General features: G+C 35.8%; 21 protein-coding genes. 6 read left to right on the top strand and 15 right to left on the bottom strand.

What is annotated here, in order from left to right; genetic code table 11:
• Window positions 1–109 precede the first annotated feature (109 nt).
• Window positions 110–1,174: a LolA family protein gene (locus B2R82_RS18335; protein WP_286926310.1), complete on the bottom strand. Its 1,065-nt coding sequence runs from the start codon at window positions 1,172–1,174 to the stop codon at window positions 110–112.
• A gap of 224 nt (window positions 1,175–1,398) precedes the next feature.
• Window positions 1,399–1,752 carry a holo-ACP synthase gene (gene acpS, locus B2R82_RS18330; protein ID WP_286926309.1) on the bottom strand — a complete coding sequence of 118 codons (354 nt, stop codon included), beginning with the start codon at window positions 1,750–1,752 and terminating at the stop codon, window positions 1,399–1,401.
• A 64-nt stretch (window positions 1,753–1,816) separates the two neighbouring features.
• On the opposite strand from acpS, the gene B2R82_RS18325 reads away from it, so the two are divergent.
• Window positions 1,817–2,440, top strand: a complete 624-nt coding sequence (locus B2R82_RS18325) for a rhomboid family intramembrane serine protease (protein ID WP_286926308.1) — start codon at window positions 1,817–1,819, stop codon at window positions 2,438–2,440.
• Window positions 2,441–2,501: 61 nt separating this feature from the next.
• On the opposite strand, the gene B2R82_RS18320 is transcribed toward B2R82_RS18325, so the two are convergent.
• The 8 genes from B2R82_RS18320 to B2R82_RS18285 form a co-directional block, all read right to left on the bottom strand.
• Window positions 2,502–3,077, bottom strand: a complete 576-nt coding sequence (locus B2R82_RS18320; RefSeq protein WP_283869799.1) for a GNAT family N-acetyltransferase — start codon at window positions 3,075–3,077, stop codon at window positions 2,502–2,504.
• A 112-nt stretch (window positions 3,078–3,189) separates the two neighbouring features.
• Entirely contained in the window at window positions 3,190–4,662 is a 1,473-nt protein-coding gene (locus B2R82_RS18315; protein ID WP_286926307.1) for a PH domain-containing protein, read from the bottom strand.
• Window positions 4,655–5,134 (bottom strand): PH domain-containing protein, encoded by a 480-nt coding sequence (locus tag B2R82_RS18310; protein ID WP_286926306.1) that lies wholly within the window; start codon window positions 5,132–5,134, stop codon window positions 4,655–4,657. The genes B2R82_RS18315 and B2R82_RS18310 overlap by 8 nt, the downstream gene beginning before the upstream one ends.
• A gap of 179 nt (window positions 5,135–5,313) precedes the next feature.
• On the bottom strand, window positions 5,314–6,831 hold the full coding sequence (locus B2R82_RS18305; RefSeq protein ID WP_283869800.1) for a DEAD/DEAH box helicase: 1,518 nt from the start codon (window positions 6,829–6,831) through the stop codon (window positions 5,314–5,316).
• A 353-nt stretch (window positions 6,832–7,184) separates the two neighbouring features.
• Window positions 7,185–7,874, bottom strand: a complete 690-nt coding sequence (locus B2R82_RS18300) for an alpha/beta hydrolase (RefSeq protein ID WP_286926305.1) — start codon at window positions 7,872–7,874, stop codon at window positions 7,185–7,187.
• Between the two features lie 62 nt (window positions 7,875–7,936).
• Window positions 7,937–9,301, bottom strand: a complete 1,365-nt coding sequence (locus B2R82_RS18295) for a UDP-N-acetylmuramoyl-tripeptide--D-alanyl-D-alanine ligase (RefSeq protein WP_286926304.1) — start codon at window positions 9,299–9,301, stop codon at window positions 7,937–7,939.
• 11 nt (window positions 9,302–9,312) lie between these two features.
• Window positions 9,313–10,392, bottom strand: coding sequence for a D-alanine--D-alanine ligase (locus tag B2R82_RS18290; RefSeq protein ID WP_286926303.1), 1,080 nt, complete (start codon window positions 10,390–10,392; stop codon window positions 9,313–9,315).
• A 133-nt stretch (window positions 10,393–10,525) separates the two neighbouring features.
• Window positions 10,526–11,278 (bottom strand): hypothetical protein, encoded by a 753-nt coding sequence (locus B2R82_RS18285; protein ID WP_286926302.1) that lies wholly within the window; start codon window positions 11,276–11,278, stop codon window positions 10,526–10,528.
• A gap of 219 nt (window positions 11,279–11,497) precedes the next feature.
• Between B2R82_RS18285 and B2R82_RS18280 the strand changes: the two genes are divergently transcribed.
• Window positions 11,498–12,685, top strand: coding sequence for an FtsW/RodA/SpoVE family cell cycle protein (locus tag B2R82_RS18280; RefSeq protein ID WP_286926301.1), 1,188 nt, complete (start codon window positions 11,498–11,500; stop codon window positions 12,683–12,685).
• 73 nt (window positions 12,686–12,758) lie between these two features.
• Here the strand turns inward: B2R82_RS18280 and B2R82_RS18275 are convergent, their stop codons facing one another.
• A complete protein-coding gene (locus tag B2R82_RS18275; protein WP_166672133.1) occupies window positions 12,759–12,896 on the bottom strand; it encodes an Lmo0850 family protein in 138 nt (45 codons plus the stop codon).
• 403 nt (window positions 12,897–13,299) lie between these two features.
• Here B2R82_RS18275 and B2R82_RS18270 point away from each other — a divergent pair, with 403 nt between their 5' ends.
• From B2R82_RS18270 to cls, 3 genes are all read left to right on the top strand, one after another.
• A complete protein-coding gene (locus tag B2R82_RS18270; protein ID WP_286926299.1) occupies window positions 13,300–14,460 on the top strand; it encodes an MFS transporter in 1,161 nt (386 codons plus the stop codon).
• 184 nt (window positions 14,461–14,644) lie between these two features.
• On the top strand, window positions 14,645–15,436 hold the full coding sequence (locus B2R82_RS18265; protein WP_286926298.1) for a YwqG family protein: 792 nt from the start codon (window positions 14,645–14,647) through the stop codon (window positions 15,434–15,436).
• A gap of 138 nt (window positions 15,437–15,574) precedes the next feature.
• Window positions 15,575–17,032 carry a cardiolipin synthase gene (cls, locus tag B2R82_RS18260; protein ID WP_286926297.1) on the top strand — a complete coding sequence of 486 codons (1,458 nt, stop codon included), beginning with the start codon at window positions 15,575–15,577 and terminating at the stop codon, window positions 17,030–17,032.
• 51 nt (window positions 17,033–17,083) lie between these two features.
• On the opposite strand, the gene B2R82_RS18255 is transcribed toward cls, so the two are convergent.
• The 4 genes from B2R82_RS18255 to B2R82_RS18240 form a co-directional block, all read right to left on the bottom strand.
• Complete coding sequence (locus tag B2R82_RS18255; RefSeq protein ID WP_286926296.1) at window positions 17,084–17,857, bottom strand: M15 family metallopeptidase; 774 nt, start codon at window positions 17,855–17,857, stop codon at window positions 17,084–17,086.
• Window positions 17,858–18,151: 294 nt separating this feature from the next.
• Window positions 18,152–18,403, bottom strand: coding sequence for a hypothetical protein (locus B2R82_RS18250; protein ID WP_286926295.1), 252 nt, complete (start codon window positions 18,401–18,403; stop codon window positions 18,152–18,154).
• A gap of 55 nt (window positions 18,404–18,458) precedes the next feature.
• Window positions 18,459–19,220: a membrane protein insertase YidC gene (yidC, locus tag B2R82_RS18245; protein ID WP_283869811.1), complete on the bottom strand. Its 762-nt coding sequence runs from the start codon at window positions 19,218–19,220 to the stop codon at window positions 18,459–18,461.
• 177 nt (window positions 19,221–19,397) lie between these two features.
• Entirely contained in the window at window positions 19,398–20,192 is a 795-nt protein-coding gene (locus B2R82_RS18240; protein WP_283869812.1) for a helix-turn-helix transcriptional regulator, read from the bottom strand.
• 504 nt (window positions 20,193–20,696) lie between these two features.
• Here B2R82_RS18240 and B2R82_RS18235 point away from each other — a divergent pair.
• Complete coding sequence (locus B2R82_RS18235; RefSeq protein ID WP_054609424.1) at window positions 20,697–21,347, top strand: LytTR family DNA-binding domain-containing protein; 651 nt, start codon at window positions 20,697–20,699, stop codon at window positions 21,345–21,347.
• The last annotated feature ends 173 nt before the right edge of the window (window positions 21,348–21,520 follow it).

Below are 21,520 nucleotides of genomic sequence, written 5' to 3'. Positions count from 1 at the left end.
AACTTCTAGAATATATTATACAACTTAACACTTTCTAAACAGTGTTTAATCACTATTTAGCTTAATAAGCTACAGCTTTCAGTGATTTGAAAGCTGTAGCTACAAAAAGTTACTTCATACTACTTATCGTCATAGAAGTAGCAACTTCTATCATTTCATCACGAGTTAATTTACTTGATGCAACAAAGAATGCAACCCCATCCTTTTCCCAACTAATAGATGTATCTGTTATCGCACCGATTGTAAAGCCTAAATCTACTGGATCACCTGGTGAAGATACTGGTAACATCGCACTCTCTTTGGTAGCTGGTTGTTGCATAACTGTAAATGGTTTGTCACCCTCGAATGTTAAGATGACACGATCCATACCGTTCTCACGAATAACCTTTTCTTCCGTCATCTTCGTATTTTCCCAATTAACAACAGGGTAATTTGTTTGGAACTCTTTATTTTCAATTTCAGCACCTACTGCTTCTTTACCGTCTTTTTCGCCTTTGTCATCCTTTTCTGTAGGAGCAGCTTGTTCACCTTTTGTTTGATCTGTTTCCGTAAATTGCTCAACTGCATATTCCTTGGCTGCATGCTGAACACCTAATTTGATATTTTTAAATGTGATACGAATTTGTTCTTCCTTTACATCATTCATAATGACCACGGAAGTTGGAAGCAATGTTTTCTTATTTACTGTAATCACCTGATGAGGCATACTATTTTTATAGCTATTTCTAGTAGCCGCTTCAAATATATATGCTTTTTCTTGCTCTTTCATGACAACATTTTTATCTTCAGCTAAATCTTCTGCTAGAGCACCTATTAAATATGCCTGACTGTTTTTCTTTGGCCAGTCACTTTGGAACTTATACATTTTGTTCAATGTCGGTGTAACTACAAACACTCCATCTGCATTTCGTACTATCATCTGCGAAACATCTTTCCCGCTTTCTACTACTTCTACTCGATAAAAGTCAGGTTTAGTATGCCAAACTGTTACATCATATTTTCTAGGCTCTCCACCCGATTTAATCTCCATCGAGGCATTTAACTCATAACCATTTGTCTCTGCCCATTTACCATTAACCTTCTTCAACACTTTTTCCTGTGAGGCTGTACCACACGCCGACAGAAGTAATATTGTACAAATTAAGACGAGCCATTTAACTATACGGTTGCCCACGCTTTCACCCTTTCTTCTTTCAAATCCACTACGACAATATATGAACCTTATTTGTCAGTTATGTCATCAGAAGAGCAGGCAATATATTTATCTTCATTCAGCAAATGTTTTTTTGTATCGAAAGCATAGCTACATTTACGCCAGGGCAAAATTGATCTTTAATGTTCAAAGAATTTACAGAAGGTAGAGCGTCTTTTTTATGGCAGCACGATATTCACTATTACTTACAGCAGCAATATTACCTGCGCTGCTGCGTATTGCTTAGTATGTGTGATACTAACAAACCCATTTACAAGTTTTCCTTTAAAATATAAAACAGGATTCCCAGCTTCTCCTCTTAAAATTTCAATATCATGAAGCTTGCATTGCTCGCCAATACCCGTTCCTAAAGCCTTGGAAAATGCCTCTTTAGCAGCAAATCGCCCAGCTAAAAATTCTATTCTACGAGTTTCTGAATGTGCATCAAATAAAACTCTTTCCTTTTCAGATAAAATCCGATCTTTAAATTTATTTGTTCGCGTCAATGCTTTAGCAATACGTTCAATTTCTACAATATCGAGACCAATTCCTTTAATCATTTGAACTTCTCCTTTTCCTATTGCTAAAAAGCCATGTATAATAATTGTAAATTGAGGTGGAGCCATGTTTAGTAGAACAGAAAATTTTAAGCAATACACAAAGTATTACCCTGTTGTTTCTATGTTTATAGCGATTAATTTAATTTTTTATGTATTAACTATTTTACCTGGTGTTGGGGTACTTGTATTGAATTACGGAATCCAAATAAATTTCCTAATCCAGAACGGTGAATGGTGGCGTATTTTTTCTGCAATGTTTTTACATGCCGGCTTCTTACACGTGCTCTTTAATATGTTTTCATTGTATATTTTCGGGCCAGAGCTTGAAAAAATTGCAGGTAAGGCACGTTTTATAACAATTTATTTATTATCCGGCATTGTAGGAAACATGGCTACCTATCTACTTAATAATGATAGTGGCTATGGTAGTCTCGGTGCAAGTGGGGCTATTTTTGGCATTTTTGGTGCTTTTGGGGCGCTTGTTTATTATACACGCCGCACAATGCCTATGCTCCGCAAGCTAATCTTACCAATCATTGTAATCAGTGTCATTATGACTTTTATACAGCCAAATGTGAATGTCTATGCACATATAGGGGGCTTAGTCACTGGATTCATTCTTGGGTTGATTTATTTACACCCCAAAAGAATTTTAAGCTGGCGTAAACAAAAAATGGCAGGTAAATAGCAGGCACAAAGAGGAGGATCCTTATGAAAACGGATGCTCCTCTTACTTTATCTTTTATCAATTATAAAACGATAGTATTCTCGTTCGTTGATTTTAGTTTTTTCCATTCAGCTGCCGTTAATCCGTAGACAACCTGATCGACATGATGATCATATAACCATTCAGCGTCTCTCAAACGACCTTCCTCGTTAAAACCAAGCACTTTTGGTATTGTACGGCTTCGAATATTCCCTACAGCGACACGTACTTCTATACGATTTAACTTTAAATAGCTAAAAGCATAATCAATAAAAGCTTTCATTGAATTAGTAACTAACCCCTTACCAACAAAATCGTTTCCTAACCAATAACCGATACTCGTCCATCTATGCTGCCAATTCACTTGATGGTAGCCAATTACTCCTGCAAGTTTCCCCTCATAATAAATCCCTGCTTGTATACCATTATTATTAGCATATTGGTGCATCGCATTTCTTACGAATTTTTCTGTATCCTCTACCGTTCTTACATCATCTACGAAAGGTAACCACTCTCGCAAAGTTTCCCTTGACCGATCTGTCAATGTAAATAACTCATCTACATCGTTTAAATCCAACAATTTCAAATACGTATTTTCGTTAATATCATATTTAAACAAAAAATCCACCCCTTTGTTAGATATATTCTATTATATAAATTATTATTGTTTATTTATAGCTAAAAAAGGCTAACCATTACAAAAAATTGTAAATGGTTAGCCTTCCATATGATTAATGCTCATACCAGGATAAGATGGTTTCAGCATCCTTCTGTTCTAAGCTCGGAACGTTTCCAGTCATTCCAGTCATTCCAGACATTACTGTAGCTTTAATAGACATAACATTTTTTCTTTTTTGGAAATACGTTTGAGTGCTTTCAATAGATTGTATACGTTTTTTCTCCATAAAAAATGTAATACGATTAAATACTCGGTATTGCATTGTAAGCTGCTTTCCATCAATCATATAACCAGCCGTTTTATGCTGCCAAATCCCAAGAAGTATTGTAAGTGGAACCAGCAGCAGTGAAAGTAAACCATACGGATACAAGAAGTAACTACATGCACCAATTATAGGGATGAGCCAAATAAAATCGATACGATAGAAAAATGGACGAGCACGTTTTGGAGAATGAATAAATTCTGGATGCCAGTTCATTTCTGGGAAAAGTTGCTCTAACGTTTCTAGACAAGCCTGTTTTTTTATAAGTGGAAATAAAGTAATCTTCTTATCTTTTCCACTCTCACCATTTCCTCCAGCACTCTCAACAACCACTGTTGCAAATCCAAATAATTGACGTAATGGATTCTCTACCACACGAATTGCCTGAATTCGATTTAAGGGTAAAGTAATTCGTTTTTTCTCAAGTAACCCTTTTGTAATGATTAACTTTTCATCTTCAATTCTAACTGTGTACTCATAGTAGTTAATTAATGTGATTACTACAGAAACAAACCATGCAACGATTAAGATGAACATTACTGTTAGTGCAACTAAAAAGGCTCCAATTTTAACAAAGTCAGCTAACTCATGAAATACAGTTTCATAAGGAATTATATCTGAAAACTGAGAGACAATTGCTGCAAGACCAGATAGTACGACGCCAATTCCACCCGAGGTCGTTGCCAAAACTAGTAAATCACGGATGGACATATGATAAATCTGTGGAACTACCACTTCCTCTGTCATTTGAGCAGGCTGTTCATCTTCAGTTTCTTCCGCTATTTGTTTTTTTGCTCGACGCATTTCCAACTCTATTGCATCAGCCGCCGCTTTACGTATTGCCGTTAACTCTGCCTCGGGCTTTCCATCCTTACTTCCTGCGGTTTCAATCTGTACCTTTACTAAACCAAATAACCTGTGAAAAATTCCTTCATTGTAATTTAAACTTTGAATACGTTCAAATGGAATATAACGCTTCTTTTTAACAAACAGGCCATACTTTACACGTAATTCGCCGTCTTCAAACCAATAGACAAAAGTACGCCATCTAATAATCCCACTAACAACCGCAAGTACAGCTACTACTACCCAAACACCGAGTAATAACAGTGTTTTTAAAAAATGATCACTATTATAATTAAACGAAAATTTAAAACCATTCGTAACAAAAATAATAGCAACAGGTAAAATCATGCTTTTTAATACTTTTGCACTTGTTATAATAGCTGATATTGGATGTAAACGATTAATTTCTTTAGACATCATCTTCCGCCACCCTTGCTAATTCCGAAATTCGTGCACGAAGTCCATCAGCTTCATCCATCACAAGCGCAGGAATCGTATGTACAGTTGCTGCTGTTGATATTGAAATATTACCTAAATCATATTTTTTTAAAATTGGCCCTTGTGTTGTATCTACATGCTGTACACGCACCATTGGAATAAGGGTACGTTTAACAACAAATAAACCGTGTTGTACTTCAATTTCATTCTCACGGACCTCATAACGCCAGCGTTCCCACCTTATTTTTGGAAATAGGTAAACTGATAGAATAGCACTCAGTAAGACTACTGCTACAGCAATGAAATAAATAAATGATGGCCACTCAAAATAATACGTGCAGTAGGAAGCAATTACTGCCACAATCAATAGCAATATTGTTTGTAATACACCATATAAACGCCACACAGTTAACCCTTTTCGGGAAATTTTATGAATTGGTTCTGCTCTCAAAGTTGTTCCCTCACTTTCTTTAATTACGTATACGAGTTGAATGCTCCTTTTGTTTCAAAATATACGAAAAAAACCTTACAGCCACTTTGACTGTAAGGTTCGTAATAATCAATTTTGCCCTGGCGTAAATGCGTCCAGATTTTGAATTGTACCCAATCTGTTGAGGTGGGAGTCTGAAATTAATCTTCGTGACGTCGTGGTGCACGAGAGCGCCCTTGTCCACCTTCACGACGAGCACCACCTTCACGGCGTCCGCCATCTCGACGACTTCCGCCACGTCGGTCTCCGCTACGTCCACTATCTCGACGTCCGTTAAAGCTACGGTTATTACGTCCACGATCTCCGCCACGATTGTTAGAAGAACGCTCACGACGCATCGGTAATGGTCTTTCTTCCGTAATAGTCACTGGTGTATCATCTGGCTCTTTTGTTAATGTACGAAGAGCAGCAGCAACAACATCAAGCGCATCATGATTTTCAAGTAATTCTGCTGCAAATGTACGATAATCACCTAGATTATTATTCGCGATAAGACCTTCTAGCGTCTCTACAGCTAACCGTTGTTGACCTTCAAGAGCTTCATCAGAAGTTGGTGGACGAAGTGGTGTCATACGTTTTTTCGTTGTTTCCTCAACAATACGTAAATAACCCATTTCACGAGGTGTTACAAATGTTACTGCAAGACCTGATTTACCTGCGCGCCCTGTACGACCAATACGGTGAACATATGATTCAGGATCTTGTGGAATGTCAAAATTATAAACATGTGTTACACCAGAAATATCAAGTCCACGTGCAGCTACATCTGTAGCAACAAGAATATCAATTTTATTTTCTTTAAATTGACGTAATACTGAAATACGTTTTGCTTGGCTTAAATCACCATGAATACCTTCTGCTAAGTATCCGCGAATTGATAGGGCCTGTGCAAGCTCATCCACGCGACGTTTTGTACGTCCAAAGATGATAGCAAGCTCTGGTTGGTGAACGTTTAATAAACGAGATAAAATATCGAACTTTTCGCGTTCAGCAGACTTCACAAAATATTGATCAATATTATCAACTGTTAGTTCTTTTGCTTTAATTTTTACGATTTCTGGATCACGCATGAATGTTTCAGCAATTTTGCGAATAGCTGGTGGCATTGTTGCTGAGAACAGTAATGTTTGACGCTCAGTCGGCACGTTTTCTAAGATTGAATTAATATCATCGATAAAGCCCATGTTTAACATTTCATCTGCTTCATCTAGTACTAATGTTTGCACATCTTCTAATTTTAACGTACGACGATTAATATGATCAATAATACGTCCTGGTGTACCAACAATGATTTGAGGTCTATTTTTCAGTGCACGAATTTGACGGCCAATTTCTTGCCCACCGTAAACTGATAATAATTTTACACGTTTATCATAACCAATTTTATAAAGCTCTTCTGATACTTGAATTGCTAATTCACGAGTTGGAGCAATTACTAATGCTTGGATATTTGGATTTTTTGGGTCAATTTTTTCGATAAGTGGAATCCCGAAAGCGGCAGTTTTACCAGTACCAGTTTGTGCTTGACCTAATACGTCGCGGCCTTCGATAGCAAAACGAATAGTACCTTCTTGGATTGGTGTTGCTTCTTCAAATCCCATACGCTTTACAGAGCGTAATGTAGATTCACTAATATTTAATTCTGAAAAATTTGTCAAACTTCTCATTCTCCTTTTTTTGCTTTTAAGTTGACAAATGGTTACATTTTCAGATGAAGTTGTCGGCAAACTCGAGCCTGTTATGTGGAACGTTTCCGTTACTTAAAAATTTCCTCTATATAATGTTCATATAGAGCTCTCTTATATGAAAAGGAAAGCCCGGTCTTTACCGAGCGGTTCGATTCTGTCGTAATAATCACTTTAGAATAAAACCGTTGTGTTCAAAAAAAAGTACTCTTCAACCAAATATGAAGAGTCTTCGCACAAAATGTATCCATTGCTTACACTAGTCTAACATGGCTTTAAATCGTATGCAACGATAACGCATGAGTCGTAATAATCTGACTATTTCATTATCCCTTTAAAAACGTCAAAACTTGAGAAAACCACTTAGTACAATCCTTGTCGAAACATATATGGTGCTTACCATTATCAGAAAAATACAATGTTTTATCGTTTGAGATTAATTCATCAAATAAGAATTGAGCTGTTTGATAAGGCACTATTCCGTCTAATTTTCCTTGAACAATATAGACAGGGATATCAATATCTTTATAGTATGGCTCGACCATTCGAACAAGCTTCATAAATTCTATAGTTGATGATAAAGGTACATTGTTAAACTTATGTCGATATCGTATAAACAGCTCGTTATTAGATAGATTGCGATGGTACGCCTCCGACGCAAGCATTTTAAAATCCTTAACCAATTGCTTGGGACTTACATATTTGGCAGCTGCGCTTAGTAACACAAGCTTTTTCACCTTATAGCGTTTAGCAAGATATAGCGCAATAATTCCCCCCATTGAAAACCCAACTACTAGAACCTCATCTACCTTCTTAGCCAGTGCTCGAAAGGCGAGTTCGGCATCCATTAGCCAATGCTTAGCAGTAAAGCCTTGCATCTGTAATTCCTCACCGTGACCTGATAAAGTAGGCTCCTCAATGAGCCAATCCGTATGAGCTCGTAAATAGGAAGTAAAAGGCTCTACCTCATAGGGACCTCCTGAAAATCCGTGTATACATAATATACCTACTGACATTTCTTTCACCTCTATAAAGAAATCGGTGAGAATGTTGTCTCACCGATTCCTTGTAGCATTTATCACGTAAAAGCCTTTAATATTGTTTCTAATTTCATCCCTCGAGAACCCTTTAGTAAAACAATAGACTCTTTGTTAGCTTGCTGTAGCTTTTCAATGATTGGGGCATAATCATCCTTAACATATAATAAATGCTCCGCATCAAAACGCTCTTTTAAAATATCATATAAATAAGCCATGCGTGGACCGAACAAGCAAACATAGGAAATTTCCTGACCTTGAATATCCTCTGATAAATTCTCATGGAATACCTTTTCATTTGGCCCAAGTTCCAGCATATCACCTAACACAAGCCACTTTTCTGAACGAATTGTTGAAGATGCGATAAATTGGATAGCTGCCTTTACAGATGTTGGAGCAGCATTATAGGCATCATTTATAAATAATGCTCCATTTGTTCCCTGCACTTGCTGCATGCGCATATCTGTGAGGGTCACTTGTTTTAAGGATGCACGAATTTGGTCATCGTTTAAACCTAATTTTTGAGAAATTAACATGGCTACTAATGTATTTTTCACCTGATGCTTTCCAAGAACTGAAATAAAGAAGTTTCCTTCAATCACACCATGTGCTGTAAAGCTACTGCCATTAGTAGTTGCTTCGACATTTTCTGCATATAATAGGTTCCCTGGCGTTAAACCAAATGCCACCGCATGAAGATTTTGCTCTTTTTCAACTAATTCTTTAAGCAAAGGTTCATCTCCATCATAAAATAGCACGCCATTTGCTGACATCCCTTGAACGATTTCAAATTTTGCTTTTGCAATTCCTGCGCGTGAACCCAAGTCTTGCATATGAGCTTCTCCAATGTTTGTAATTACTGTCATATGTGGACGAGCAAGTTTCGTTAAAAATTCGATTTCTCCAAAGCCACTCATTCCCATTTCTAGCACAGCAACATCTGTATCTTCATCAAGCTGTAAAATTGTAATCGGGAGACCAAGCTGATTATTAAAATTTCCAATTGTTTTTTGTACTTTAAAAAACGGTGTAAGCACTCCTGCTAAAATATCTTTCGTTGACGTTTTACCATTCGAACCAGTAATCCCAATAAATTTCGCCTTATGCTCACTTCTATAAGCATGTGCCATTTGCTGTAAGGCTAGTTCTGAGTCATCTACAAAAAGTAATGGTACATCTTGAGGTGGATTTGGTTCATCTTTCTGCCAAAGGGAGGCACCAGCTCCCTTTTCAAAGGCCTGCATAACAAATTTATGACCATTTGTCTGTTCACCTCGAAATGGCACGAATAAATCTCCCTGCTGAATCGTTCTTGTATCAATTGAAATACCTGTTACTTCTGTATCACCAAAAGCTGGCACCTCATCATTTAACCATGCAGCTAATTGTTTTAATGTTTTTTTCACAATAATCCCACTCAGTCTTTTTTATAGTGAAGCTGTTGTTTTTCTTCATAACGTTCGATTGCTAGTGTAATGAGACGATCAATAAGCACTGGATAGCTTACATTTGTATGTTGCCAAAGTAGCGGATACATACTCACAGGCGTAAAACCAGGCATTGTATTTACTTCATTCATATAAATATTGTTCTCAGCTGTCACAAAGAAATCCGCACGAACTAACCCGCTTCCATCTATTGCTTTAAATGCACGCTTTGCTAGCTCCTGTAAGCTTGTTACTGTTTCAGCAGGTAGCTCCGCTGGAATAATAAGAGCTGTTGAGCCATCTTTATATTTTGAATCGTAATCATAAAAATCAGTCATAGGTTTAATTTCTCCAGGTACAGAAACTTCTGGGAAGTCATTTCCAAGCACTGCTAGTTCAATTTCCCGGGCTGCAACGCCTTGTTCAACGACAATTTTACGATCATATTGCAGGGCTATGTCAATTGCAGTTACCAGTTCTTCACGATTAGTTGCTTTGTTAATCCCAACACTTGATCCTAGGTTTGCAGGTTTTACAAACATTGGCCAATTCAATTGTTCTTCACAGCGAGCTAAAATCGTATGCTTTTCGTTCACCCATTCGCTACGAATGAAGTACGTATACGGCACTTGGGGTAAGCCAGCAATTTCAAATAATTGCTTCATGATTACTTTATCCATGCCTGCTGATGATGCTAGCACGCCATTACCAACATACGGTAAATTCAAAACTTCAAGTAACCCCTGGACAGTTCCATCCTCCCCATTTGTACCATGTAACAGCGGGAAAATAACATCAAACTGTGTAGCTTCCCCGTTTTTATCAATTAGGAAATCTGTAATATTATTTTCTAGAATCGTGGCTTCGTCACCAAATTGTAGCTCTTTAATTGTACTTGCGGGTTTTTCTAGACGTTCACCTCGACGCCATTCTCCCTCAGGTGTAATGAAAATCGGATATACTTCATACTCCTCGAAATTCAAAGCTCCAGTGACTGCACGAGCCGTCGACAATGACACCTCATGCTCTGCTGACTTTCCGCCGTATAATAAACCGATTCTTTTTTTCATTTTTGTGCCCTCCACATACTTCTTGAGTACTATTAGTTTATCATGAAACGTCTTGACAAATGACATAAAAATCTCACCGTATTTTTGACGGTGAGATTTAAGTTTATATTCATTCTACGTGTAGAAAGAATCGCTAAATAATATAAATCAATTCATCGTGCTCATTTTTCAAAATTGTGGTTAAATCATCCCACACTTCATCTGGGAATGAATATTCCGATAGGTTTCGAATTTCAATACCATAGGCTAATTTTGGTTTTTCAATTCTATACAGTGACAATAGTGCTCCATCTTTAGCAAAAGACCGATAGGCACGTAAAAATTCAGGAGAAATAGAAGGAATACTTGATTTCACTTTCCTTCGCCAAAAGCCTGAGCTTCGTTCTTTTTCTCGAATTAAACTGTTAAATACATTAGCCATCAGTAAGTCCCAATCACTTAAATGACGAAAATAAATTTTAGTCATTTTTTCTAGGTCAGAAGAGTAGTAAACAAATCTATTTTGTAATTTATTAAAAAAAGGCGAAGTAATGGGTTCCTTTTTATGACTTATATACAACAATTCCCCTTGCTCCATCGGCGTTAATTGATCTAGCCTCTTTTCATCCATGAAATCTACCCAGCATAATTCCTTAGACTCCGCAGCTTTTTTTACAAACTGGGATACTTCTCCGTCGAGTATATAATCAAACTGTGTATGCATATTAAAAGAACCGTCTTCATAGGAATGTTTTAATAACAGTAAGTGATGCAGTGGTTCAAGAGCAGCCACAAATTGCGAGAATTTCAGACCGCTAAAAATGACAAATTTATCGACATCATTCATATGAACATAAATATGGAACATAAAATCCTCGGCTGACTTCAATTTTTTAGCCACAATCATCACCCCATTCTTCACTACATTATAAGACTAATCTTGAATTTTTTGAAACATTTTATGTTATATATCGTCTTAACAATATTCACAGGCGTAAAAGTGTTTTTTGCGTTATAATGTGAATGTTAAACATGCTATTGCATGGATGTTCAACTACTCTTATTTAGTAAATAGGATAAAACCAGATTTACTCATAAAGAGATACTATTTTAATAGGTGGCTTGTATGGAAAATAAACGAAATTTCGCGAATCGTTTTGATTGGACGCTTGCTTTTATACTTTTTACCTTCCTGGTCATTAGTTTGCTAGCCATTGCATCGGCACAAACATCCGGGCAGTACGGCATCAACTATATTCCTAAACAGCTACAATGGTACGTAATTGGTGCAATAATAATTGGTATAGTTATGTTTTTTGAGCCTGATCAATATAAAAAAATGTCATGGTATATGTATGGTGCAGGTATCGCTCTGTTAGTACTTCTTATTTTCATGCCTGAAGGCAAAGGACAAATAGGTGAACCTGTAAACGGTGCAAAAAGCTGGTATCATACTCCAATGGGAAATATGCAGCCCTCTGAATTTATGAAAACTTTTTACATTTTAGCACTTGCCCGTCTTATTAGTAAGCATCATGAATTTTATTCATTACGGTCATTAAAAACAGATTTTATATTATTAGCAAAAATTGCTGCTACATTGATAGTTCCGTTAGCACTGATTATGCAACAGCCTGACCTTGGTTCAGCCCTTGTATTTTTTGCCATTACAGCTGCGATCATTATTGTAGCAGGTATATCCTGGAAAATAATTTTACCAACCCTTTTTGGTGGAGCTATCGCTGGTGGTACCCTTTTATGGATGGCGCTCTATATGCAGGATTTTTTAGAGAAAACATTCGGCTTTAAGACGTATCAGTTTGCCCGAATTTATTCGTGGTTAGATCCCTATTCGTATTCTTCAAGTGAAGGTTATCATTTAATTACTTCCCTCAACGCCATTGGCTCTGGTGAAATTTTTGGTAAAGGTTTCAGAGGACGAGAAGTTTACGTTGCCGAAAACCATACCGATTTCATATTCACTGTTATTGGCGAAGAATGGGGTTTTGTTGGTGCTAGTATTGTTATCTGTATTTTCTTCTTATTAATTTATCATTTAACAAAAACGACGTTATTATTAAAAGATCCGTTTTCAACCTATGTATGTGCTGGAATTATTGCCATGATTACGTTCCACGTATTTGAAAACATTGGTATGACGATTCAGTTATTACCGATAACAGGTATTCCTCTACCTTTTATTAGTTATGGCGGTAGTTCATTAATGGGGAACGCCCTCGCTATCGGTCTGGTCTTTAGCATGCGCTTCCACTATCGTACCTACATGTTTACTACTCATGATGAAGATGATTGAGATCAAACTTATTTAGATAATGAAAATGGGTAGTCTCCGTTACAGAGAGACTACCCATTTTCATTTGTACGAGTTAAGCTTGAACTTGCGGTGTTTGCGTTGGTGGTGTGAGCACTTTTAAAAGTTCAAGTCGAGACTTTGTTACAGTGGCTGTTACACCCAACTTAGATAAATTCGAAACAATCTTTTTCAAATCTACTTCTTTTTTCATACATTCCACCTCAATCTTTCCTCGAATTAATATAACGTTTTATTTCCAAAAAAGTTTCATTTTTCTTTCTACGTGTATGATGTCCGACGAGTATATCACTTCTTATCATACCACTTAACTTATCTTTAAAATTTTTCATTTATGTTACAATGTAAATTTTTTCTTCCCTACACTATTACCACCAAATCAAAAAAATAAAACTTGATTTATATACCCTATAGTAGTATACCCTAAATTTAAATTCCTATTCTATATGACAATGGATATAAAAACTTAGACATGTTCAGAGAGAAAACAACTTTTACTGATTTCTTCCAATGTTCTACCTTCCGTTTTCTTGTAATAACAAGTTCAAGAGAGGTAGAATATATATACTGAAATATCGTATGAAAGCAGGGACTGTATGAAAAAAGCAATTTTATTATTAATGTCTGTTCAATTCTTCGTGTATTTAGGATTTGGGATTATAATACCTGTCTTACCAGAGGTTATTGTTCAGCATAATTGGGACGAATTACATGTAGGCGGCTTACTAACAGTTTACTCCCTTGCAAGTTTCTTCACTGCACCACTTTGGGGCGTGCTCTCTGATAAGGTAGGACGTAAACAGCTTATTTTAATGGGTCTAGTTGGTTTTAGTTTAAGCTTTGTAATTTTCTCTTTATTTATAGATAATCTAGTAATTTTATACGTTTCGCGTGTTGTGGGTGGTTTATTCTCAGGCGCATTATATACAGCAGTAACAGGCTTCGTTGGTGATATGTCAAGTGAGGAAGACCGCAATAAATATATGGGTCTAATGGGCATGTCCATCGGGCTTGGTTTTATTTTTGGTCCAGCAATCGGTGGTATGCTAGGCCACTATAGTTTACAATTACCCTTTACTAGTTCAGCACTATTAATTGCACTATTATTTATTTATGCAAGCTTCGTCTTAAAAGAACCTGAAAAACGAAAAGATACAAATAAACGCGCCATTGTGCCAAAAGGCGCTGGTAAAATGCTGCAATATCGAGTGCGTTATTTGTTTATGTTCTCTTTTTTAGTTACTTTTATGCTGGCTGGAGTAGAGGCTACATTCCAGCTGTTTCAAATCGATCGCATTCAAATTACCCCATTACAAATTGGTTATTTATTTATGTTTAGCGGTTTTGTAGATGCAGCTATTCAAGGTGGGGTTGTAAGAAGAATTAAAAATGGGAGTGAGACAGCCTGGATAATAGGTGCCCAAATCATAACTGCTATCGGTATGCTGTTATTCACTTTAACAGCTAACTTATTTATGGCTGGTCTTGCCCTTTGTGTCTTTACTGCAGGCAACGCACTTGCAAGAACGTGTGTTGTATCACTGTCATCGAAAGAATCAGGAGGCCAATACGGAACTGCTGCAGGTCTTTCCTATTCCATGGATAATCTAGGACGCATTCTAGGTCCATTATTCTTCACTTGGCTATTCACAGTGCAATCCAGCCTTGGTTATTATACTTCAGCAGCAATAGCTGTAATTTCAATAAGTATCATATTTATCTATAAAGCTTCAAATAAATCTTTACGGCTTGAATAAAATGTTCAAAAAAAGCCGTAACATAATACGAAACATAAATAATACCTAAAGGCATAGAAAATTCAAATAAACCATAACACTGTTCAGATGATACTTTACTAAAGCTATAAGTTCATAGAATCTCTAATATAAAGAACTGATAAGAAATAATTTACTGCTTAAGAGGAATAACGGAGGGCTCTGCATGATGAATAAAACCACAAATCTTTTACTTCCAAAAGAGCTAGAATTGCTTCGTTTCGAAATTGAAAATACACTGCTTTCATCCATGATTATTACACCTTATAAGCATTCAACGACCTTAACAGAAAGTAAATTTGCTGGTGTACCGTATTTACCGTATTATCAGACATATCCTAAAGACATTACAGGTGAGCCAATGCGGCTATTAGCGCAAATCAACTTTGCTGAAATGCCACCACTAAGGGATTTTCCAACTCAAGGTATTCTTCAGTTTTATATTTCGTCGAATATTTTTGTGAATGCAGCTCATTACCACGAAGACATTTTTCAGCAGTTTTATAAAATTAGATTTTACCCTACTGTAAATTCTGAAGTGGGAATGCCTGAACAAGAATTTATAACATATTCAAAAGATTGGTTCCCTATTCGTCAAGAATTAGCATTACAATTCAGACCATCACAGGAACCTGTATCTGCTTTAGATTATCGCGCTATACGTTATTTGCCTAATTTAATACCTTCACAGGTAGATATTGATTTACAGGAAATTTATCTGCAACATTTTTTAGGAGCCGGTGCTAAAATTGGTGGCTATGGTTATTTTTTAGAGGATGATATCCGTCATGAATCAAAGCTCCTTCAACGCTATGATGTCTTGTTACTTCAAATTGACTCAAACGATGAACTCGGTATTATGTGGGCAGATAGTGGTGTAGGGAAATTTTTTATCAATCGTGAAAAGCTACTTCAAAAGGATTTTTCTGATATTTTATTTCAATGGGAGCATTACTAATCATTTTTAGGATTACTTCGTTCCATATTCCGGAGTAATCCTTTTTTGTGCCTACAGATAAATTTCTTCTCTTCTTTCCACCAATGAAGTAAGCTATACTAGGATATATTGTGAAATATAGTAAAGGCAGGTGCAGGAATGAGCATTTTTACAGATGTGGAATATCTAGTACCTTTAATTATGTTTGTAAATATTTTAGCAGCATTGACAATTATTTTTTTAGAACGTAAAGATGCTACTTCTACATGGGCATGGATTCTCGTACTATTCTTCCTTCCATTAGCTGGTTTTATTCTATACTTACTTCTTGGCCGACAGCTAAGAAAAAAGCATTTATTCCGTTGGGAAGGACGGAAGGATATAGGGATCGATAATCTTATCAGCTATCAAATGGATGCGATTCGAGATGATACATTCGAGTTTCGTATCGAGAATGCGGAAAATTATAAAGAAATGATTTATATGCATCTGAAAACAAATAATGCAGTGCTAACGCAGGACAACTCCATTAAAATTTTTGACGATGGTGCAGATAAATTTGAACAGCTACTAAAAGATATTGAAGCAGCAAAGGATCATATCCATATCCAATATTATATTTTTCGTTTAGATGACTTAGGTACACGTATTGTCGATAAGCTGATTAAAAAAGCAAAACAAGGTGTAAAGGTTCGTCTTTTATATGATGAAATGGGCTCACGAAATGTTAAAAGGCGCCATTTCAAGGAATTACTTAATGCAGGTGGCGAGGTAGAAGTATTTTTCCCATCCATCTTCCCCCTTCTAAACCCTCGTTTAAACTTTAGAAATCACCGAAAAATCGTTGTTATTGATGGACGTATTGGTTTTATTGGTGGCTTTAATGTAGGTGATGAGTACCTAGGCCTACAAAAGAAGTTTGGCTATTGGAGAGATACACATTTACGTATTGAGGGTAGTGCTGTACATCCACTACAAACACGGTTTTTATTAGACTGGAATCAGGCATGTGCACAGCAAAAAATGGGGTATTCAGATAGATACTTTCCGGCTATCCCAAAAAAGGGCAATGTAGGTCTACAAATCGTTTCAAGTGGACCAGATTCTGACTGGGAACAGATTAAAATTGGTTATTTAAAGCTTATTAACATGGCCCAAAAATACATTTATATTCAAACACCATATTTTATTCCTGATGTTAGCTTTTTAGATGCTATTAAAATTGCTACATTATCAGGTATTGACGTACGTATTATGATTCCGAATAAGCCTGATCATATGTTTGTTTATTGGGCTACTTATTCATATGTTGGACAATTATTGCGTGCAGGAGCAAAAGTATATATTTATGAAAAAGGCTTTATTCATGCGAAAGCCATTATTATTGACGATGAAGCCTCTACTGTTGGAACTGCCAATATTGATGTCCGAAGTTTCAGTTTGAATTTTGAAGTGAATGCATTCATTTATGACCCAACCATTTCACACCAGCTAGCTGAGCTATTTGAAAAGGATATTTTTGATTGTACCGAATTAACATGGGAAATGTATCAGAACCGTTCCAATTTAATAAAATTTAAAGAATCCATTTCTCGCCTACTAACACCTATATTGTAAAACAAAAAAGAAGAGCAGCTAGCCCCATAACTATGGGGTAGCTACCCTTCTTTATTTTACACCTAAATATTCTTCTAAAGTTATATCTTTTTTCTTAATTTCTTTTGCAATATCAACACCCACATAGCGATAATGCCATGACTCATACATATACCCAGTAATATCTTCCTTGTTTTTTGGGAATCGTAATATAAATCCGTAATCTTGGGCATTTGTCAATAACCATTGCCCTGCTGGTGTTTCTCCAAACTCCTCAGTTAGCCATAGATTCTCTTTGCCACGTTCTCCAATATCAAAGGCTAAACCTGTTTGATGCTCTGAGTAACCTGGCCGAGCACTATACCGGTCTGCTGCTGCCTGTCCATCACGATTCACATAATTGTTATATAATGTTGTTTGATAGTCAAAGGAACGATAGCCACTAAATGCCACAAAATCAAAACCCTGTTTTTTAGCAGTAGCTAGCATTTTATCTAATGCTTGACGTGCTTCCTTATTTTCTCCTGGCGCAAAGGTAGACGGGAGTGGATATATTTTATTTGCTAGTAAAATACCATTAATATACGTAGGTTCAGTGGGTAATGTTTGATTTGGTAAATATCCATTTTCATCGGGTTGTTGCTCTGGTTCCGAAGGCTTATCTGTTGTTTTTTTTGGCTCTTCCGTTGCAACTGAATCATTTTTTTTTGGTTCGGTTGTTAATGACTGCTTCTCTGGCTCATTACTTACTTGCTTATTTTTATAGTTATAAACTACGAAAATAGAAACAATTAGTGCTACTGAAATGATAGCACCAATAATGAGTAATAGACGACTTTTTTTCACTATTTTTACCCCTTTTATAATTTTTCAAGTACTATGTGGTTAAAATATCCCATTTATCTTCATTCAGCAAATGTTGTTTGTATTGAAAGCATAGCAGCATGTGTTTTTTGCGCGTAAGCGTAGCAGCAGATACAGAAGCTCTATAGAAATTGATATTCGGGAATTCCTTTACGCTAGTACTGAATATTTTAATTCTTGCAGGTACATTTGAATTAACTGTATCCGACTTTATTGGTATAATCTCATTTTAGCACTGTTCACAATTTAGCGTGCACTATAGATTATTAATTTAGTTTATTTGTCAGTGAGAATGATAATTATGACAATTATAGAAGCAATAGAGAAAAAAATAGCCATATACTTCATCCATTTCGCTTCTTTCATATAGCCCTGTTCTTTAAAGCTTTTAGCTCTGAAACCATTAGATAAAGCAAACATAATCGTCATTGCCAATACTGCAAAATTAAAATTCCCCATAATGATAAATACTATAGCTGCAATACTAAAAAGTGCCACTAAAATAGATGATAGCCATTTAATGTTCATCCTGTTGTCCTCCTAAAAAAATCGAGGCTACTAAGGCGCCTCGACATTGAATAATTTATGAACTTGCTTTTTCCGGATGTTCCGAATAATACTTTCGACCGATGTAGGTTTGAATAATCAGTAAAGCACCGCTGACAGACCAATACAGTGGTAATGCTGCCATTGACGACATCGAGATAAAGACAATCATAATCGGTGAAATATAAATAAACATTTTCATTTGTGCTTTTTGTTGCTCTGGTACTGTCCATAATGACACACGAGCTTGAACTAAATACACAATACCCGCAATAATCGTCATTACAATATCAGGCGATCCTAAGCTAAACCATAAAAATTCATGTGATTTCACATCAGCTGAGTATAAAATTGAGAAATAAAGACCCATGATAATTGGCATTTGAATTAACATTGGTAAACATCCCATATTTAGTGGATTGATGCCATGCTTTTGATATAATGCCATCATTTCTTGCTGGTGCTGCATTTGCTCTTCTTTTGTCTTTGCTTCCTTCATTTTCTTCTGAACAGCTTCCATTTCAGGTTTAAACGCGTCCATTTTCGTTTTCATTAATTGCTGCTGACGATAATTTTTTAACATAATCGGCATTAAAACTAAACGAATCAGCACTGTAATAGCAATAATCGCCAGACCATAGCTACCTGAAAAAATAGTATTTCCGAAAAACTCCAATAAAAATTCCATAGGCTTCACAAAAATACTATAGAAAAAACCTTCTTTGTTTTGCACAGCTTGACAGCCACTAAGAACAAAAACGACAAGTCCAAGCATTGAAAATAGCTTCAAATTTTTCATTTTTCCACCTACTATTATTTATCAACTAAAGTGAAGTATACATTATTGAGTCTATCTTTATCAAATAGCAAGGTGCTCCTAATTACCTCATTATTGCCAGAGCATAAAAAAGATGCGAGCTTTAGCATCGCTAACACGTCCGCATCCTATTCATTCATACCTTATTTATTAAAGTCATTAAACATTCTGAAGCTCAGTCTCTGCCATTTCAAAACGATAAAACTCATGATGTAGCTCATCACGGAAGTGCTTGGGAGTAACCCCAGTGTATTTTTTGAAAATACGGGTAAAGTAGCTTTGATTACAGAAATGAAATTGATCTGAAATAGAAGTGATACTTTTATTTGTATGTCGTAGATAATATTGCGATTCTTCTACGCGACGAACATTTAAATATTCAACCAGCGTAATACCGACATGTTCTCTAAAAATGCGTGATAAGTGACTAGTACTAATATGGAAGTTATTTGCGATGCTTTCAACTGTTAGGTCATTTTCTAATTCATCATTTATATACATAATCACTTTGTTAACTGTCTGATGACGGAAAGTCGGTTGCTTGCGATCTGCGATAAAATAGACAAAGAAATCAATTAAATCATCAGCGAATTGTAAAAATTCAGCGTCTTTCATCTGATTTTCAATCATATCATTACAAGCAATGTTAAAGGCAAAGGCTTTTTTCGAAGGAACTTGATTGTCTAGCAATTTACGTGCAACAATTGACGACAGCACAGAAAAATAACTTCGAACCATTTTAATCACTTGCTTGCCAAAACGTATTGAAAGAATATCAATTAACTCATGCAAAGATTTCTTAGCCTTTGCAGATTCTAAATGGTAAATTTCAAATATTAATTTCGACTCAATATTAAAAAATTCTTCTACACCGATGTATTGATTAATATTATCGATTTCCTGGAAGTATCTTTTTGATATCGTTTCTGACATAGAATGTTGATGTAGTTGCATAATCTTCCCCATCTTTCCTCAGATTGCACGAATTACTTTTACAAAATTAGACATCAAATTACATATTTTAAATAAGAAAATAGTATCTCTTTATTTATTGTATGAATTGAGTCCTATTTCACAAATATATATTGAATACAACTTAAAAATAACCCAACTAAAACACCAGTTTTTAAAAAAATAGACTATACAGTGAATTTTACCATATTCTGCGATTTCCTTTCAACCACATTTTACGCTGCACTCTAGTTCTAATTTATCATATATGCACAGTAGAAACCTCGTAAACTTATTTCGCACAATTAAATTTTACCATATACATATTAAAAAAAATTAGTAATTAATTTAATTTTGTGACAAATTATGCTAGGTACTTTGCACGTTTTTTTTTCAACAATCAACATATCTCTTTTTTATTCCGAAATCTTCTCTATATAATTTATACGAATATGTAGTAAAATAGATGATAATACTATTTTTAAAAGTTTAGACGAGGTGTTAATAGTGGATCCAAAACAAATAGAAGAGATTATGGAGATTATTAAGGAGTTCTTTCCCGAAAATACTTCAATCGCAATTTCCGACACGAACGAATACTTGTATTACCAGCCAAGCAAGAAAGTTGATTTAAAAATCAAGCCGGGTGATCCAATTAAAGAAGGCTCAGCAGCCCACAAAGCATTAAGCTATGGGCAAAAAATTAGCTCTTATATTGAGCCGGATGTATTTGGCGTAGCCTACTACGGCATGAGTATTCCTCTTATGGAGGAAGGCGAAACGAAGGGGGCTATTACTGCGATCTTCCCACAAAAACCATCAGCATTTTTAACGAACTACATCACAATCAAGATAGATGATTGTTGGTACCCGATTAAACATGATCAAGTTATTTATCTTGAAACACAGCTCCGAAAAACATTTGTTAAAACAATGAGTCGTGAAGGCTACCACCGCTTAAACCTAAGTGATTTAGAGTTATTTTTAGCACCTGACTCATTCATTCGTTGTCACCGCTCTTATATTGTTAATATTGACTACATCGATGAAATTCAACCAGATTCACACTCAACGTTTTTATTAATCATGAAAGATGGTACTCGTATTCCTGTAAGTCAGCGCTATGCAAGTTACTTCCGTCGTTCTTTAGGTTTCTAATTAAAAAGTACAGCGAGCATTTAATTTATTCGCCCGCTGTACTTTTTATTTCATTTTTATATTTTTAGAATGAGGTTTTCTCTAAAAATTGTATAGCTCTACATTAAAACGTTTTCTCTGTCGAAAATTCACATTTATGCTCGATTTTCCTATTTTTTCTCAATTTAATGCTT

This window comes from Lysinibacillus sp. UBA6686, assembly GCF_002455205.1.
GTDB classification, from domain to species: Bacteria; Bacillota; Bacilli; order Bacillales_A; family Planococcaceae; genus Lysinibacillus; species Lysinibacillus pakistanensis.
Note: the sequence above shows the minus strand (reverse complement) of the source record. Positions and strands in the feature narration are given on the sequence as shown.

What these genes read in the sequence shown, in the direction of transcription:
- B2R82_RS18240 (WP_283869812.1), bottom strand. Translation starts at nt 20,192, where the DNA reads ATGCAACTACATCAACATTCTATGTCAGAAACGATATCAAAAAGATAC.
- B2R82_RS18300 (WP_286926305.1), bottom strand. Translation starts at nt 7,874, where the DNA reads ATGTCAGTAGGTATATTATGTATACACGGATTTTCAGGAGGTCCCTAT.
- yidC (WP_283869811.1), bottom strand. Translation starts at nt 19,220, where the DNA reads ATGAAAAATTTGAAGCTATTTTCAATGCTTGGACTTGTCGTTTTTGTT.
- B2R82_RS18270 (WP_286926299.1), top strand. Translation starts at nt 13,300, where the DNA reads ATGAAAAAAGCAATTTTATTATTAATGTCTGTTCAATTCTTCGTGTAT.
- B2R82_RS18325 (WP_286926308.1), top strand. Translation starts at nt 1,817, where the DNA reads ATGTTTAGTAGAACAGAAAATTTTAAGCAATACACAAAGTATTACCCT.
- B2R82_RS18315 (WP_286926307.1), bottom strand. Translation starts at nt 4,662, where the DNA reads ATGTCTAAAGAAATTAATCGTTTACATCCAATATCAGCTATTATAACA.
- B2R82_RS18290 (WP_286926303.1), bottom strand. Translation starts at nt 10,392, where the DNA reads ATGAAAAAAAGAATCGGTTTATTATACGGCGGAAAGTCAGCAGAGCAT.
- acpS (WP_286926309.1), bottom strand. Translation starts at nt 1,752, where the DNA reads ATGATTAAAGGAATTGGTCTCGATATTGTAGAAATTGAACGTATTGCT.
- B2R82_RS18265 (WP_286926298.1), top strand. Translation starts at nt 14,645, where the DNA reads ATGATGAATAAAACCACAAATCTTTTACTTCCAAAAGAGCTAGAATTG.
- B2R82_RS18280 (WP_286926301.1), top strand. Translation starts at nt 11,498, where the DNA reads ATGGAAAATAAACGAAATTTCGCGAATCGTTTTGATTGGACGCTTGCT.
- B2R82_RS18250 (WP_286926295.1), bottom strand. Translation starts at nt 18,403, where the DNA reads ATGAACATTAAATGGCTATCATCTATTTTAGTGGCACTTTTTAGTATT.
- B2R82_RS18275 (WP_166672133.1), bottom strand. Translation starts at nt 12,896, where the DNA reads ATGAAAAAAGAAGTAGATTTGAAAAAGATTGTTTCGAATTTATCTAAG.
- cls (WP_286926297.1), top strand. Translation starts at nt 15,575, where the DNA reads ATGAGCATTTTTACAGATGTGGAATATCTAGTACCTTTAATTATGTTT.
- B2R82_RS18285 (WP_286926302.1), bottom strand. Translation starts at nt 11,278, where the DNA reads ATGATTGTGGCTAAAAAATTGAAGTCAGCCGAGGATTTTATGTTCCAT.